Origin of the sequence: Bacillus testis, from assembly GCF_001243895.1 — a bacterium.
Lineage (GTDB): Bacteria > Bacillota > Bacilli > Bacillales > DSM-1321 > Bacillus_AD > Bacillus_AD testis.
In genome coordinates this window covers 278639-281138 of the sequence record NZ_LN851186.1, presented here as the reverse complement: position 1 = coordinate 281138, position 2500 = coordinate 278639, and the positions used below count along the sequence as shown (strand labels likewise).

Genomic DNA, 2500 nt, shown 5'->3' with positions numbered 1-2500 from the left:
GGCACGCCATCACTCATAAATGAGCTCTGACTACTTGTAGGCACACGGTTTCAGGATCTATTTCACTCCCCTCCCGGGGTGCTTTTCACCTTTCCCTCACGGTACTGGTTCACTATCGGTCACTAGGTAGTATTTAGCCTTGGGAGATGGTCCTCCCTGCTTCCGACGGGATTTCTCGTGTCCCGCCGTACTCAGGATCCACTCAAGAGGGAACGAAGTTTCGACTACAGGGTTGTTACCTTCTATGACAGGCCTTTCCATGCCTCTTCATCTACCCCGTTCCTTTGTAACTCCATATAGAGTGTCCTACAACCCCGAAAGGCAAGCCTTTCGGTTTGGGCTATCTTCCGTTTCGCTCGCCGCTACTCAGGAAATCGCGTTTGCTTTCTCTTCCTCCGGGTACTTAGATGTTTCAGTTCCCCGGGTCTGTCCTCCATACCCTATGTATTCAGGTAAGGATACTGCTCCATTACGAGCAGTGGGTTTCCCCATTCGGAAATCTCTGGATCAAAGCTTACTTACAGCTCCCCAAAGCATATCGGTGTTAGTCCCGTCCTTCATCGACTCCTAGTGCCAAGGCATCCACCGTGCGCCCTTTCTAACTTAACCATTATGGTTATCGCATCTTCCGTCAGGAAGAATACGGTCAACATTTCATCAGAAATATTGGTTTTACTTGGTGTGTTTGGATGCAAAAATTTACTTTGCCTTCTTACTGTTATCTAGTTTTCAAGGAACAAACTCGGCATTAGAATAATTCATTCTTTTTGCCGTTAGTTTTGAGAAAGGAATGCTCTCTCAAAACTAAACAAGACAGTCACGTAACATTCTTCTAATTTCCTTAGAAAGGAGGTGATCCAGCCGCACCTTCCGATACGGCTACCTTGTTACGACTTCACCCCAATCATCTGTCCCACCTTAGGCGGCTGGCTCCAAAAGGTTACCCCACCGACTTCGGGTGTTACAAACTCTCGTGGTGTGACGGGCGGTGTGTACAAGGCCCGGGAACGTATTCACCGCGGCATGCTGATCCGCGATTACTAGCGATTCCGGCTTCATGCAGGCGAGTTGCAGCCTGCAATCCGAACTGAGAATGGCTTTATGGGATTGGCTAAACCTCGCGGTTTCGCTGCCCTTTGTACCATCCATTGTAGCACGTGTGTAGCCCAGGTCATAAGGGGCATGATGATTTGACGTCATCCCCACCTTCCTCCGGTTTGTCACCGGCAGTCACCTTAGAGTGCCCAACTGAATGCTGGCAACTAAGATCAAGGGTTGCGCTCGTTGCGGGACTTAACCCAACATCTCACGACACGAGCTGACGACAACCATGCACCACCTGTCACTCTGTCCCCCGAAGGGGAACGTCCTATCTCTAGGAGTGTCAGAGGATGTCAAGACCTGGTAAGGTTCTTCGCGTTGCTTCGAATTAAACCACATGCTCCACCGCTTGTGCGGGCCCCCGTCAATTCCTTTGAGTTTCAGTCTTGCGACCGTACTCCCCAGGCGGAGTGCTTAATGCGTTTGCTGCAGCACTAAAGGGCGGAAACCCTCTAACACTTAGCACTCATCGTTTACGGCGTGGACTACCAGGGTATCTAATCCTGTTTGCTCCCCACGCTTTCGCGCCTCAGTGTCAGTTACAGACCAGAAAGTCGCCTTCGCCACTGGTGTTCCTCCAAATATCTACGCATTTCACCGCTACACTTGGAATTCCACTTTCCTCTTCTGCACTCAAGTCCCCCAGTTTCCAATGACCCTCCACGGTTGAGCCGTGGGCTTTCACATCAGACTTAAAGGACCACCTGCGCGCGCTTTACGCCCAATAATTCCGGACAACGCTTGCCACCTACGTATTACCGCGGCTGCTGGCACGTAGTTAGCCGTGGCTTTCTGGTTAGGTACCGTCAAGGTACCAGCAGTTACTCTGGTACTTGTTCTTCCCTAACAACAGAACTTTACGACCCGAAGGCCTTCTTCGTTCACGCGGCGTTGCTCCGTCAGACTTTCGTCCATTGCGGAAGATTCCCTACTGCTGCCTCCCGTAGGAGTCTGGGCCGTGTCTCAGTCCCAGTGTGGCCGATCACCCTCTCAGGTCGGCTATGCATCGTTGCCTTGGTAAGCCGTTACCTTACCAACTAGCTAATGCACCGCGGGCCCATCTATAAGTGATAGCCGAAACCATCTTTCCTTCTTCCTCCATGTGGAGGAAGAACCTATCCGGTATTAGCCCCGGTTTCCCGGAGTTATCCCAGTCTTATAGGCAGGTTGCCCACGTGTTACTCACCCGTCCGCCGCTGACTTCCGGGAGCAAGCTCCCTTCTGTCCGCTCGACTTGCATGTATTAGGCACGCCGCCAGCGTTCGTCCTGAGCCAGGATCAAACTCTCCAATAAGTGTTTGACTTGCTCATAAAATAAAACTTGTGTGTTTCAACTCTGTTGAAACGTTTAGTTAGAATTAACGTTGACGTGTTGTCTTGTTTAGTTTTCAAAGAACAT

2 rRNA genes (1 of these 2 only partly in view) are annotated in these 2500 nt (G+C 50.8%); both read right to left on the bottom strand.

The annotated features are described in order from the left end of the window. Positions 1-609: ribosomal RNA gene (locus BN1765_RS01895) — 23S ribosomal RNA — on the bottom strand; it reaches 2328 nt to the left of the window's first position. Positions 610-845: 236 nt separating this feature from the next. Next, positions 846-2395: ribosomal RNA gene (locus tag BN1765_RS01890) — 16S ribosomal RNA — on the bottom strand. The 16S and 23S rRNA genes sit together here, the layout of an rRNA operon. Positions 2396-2500: the final 105 nt, after the last annotated feature.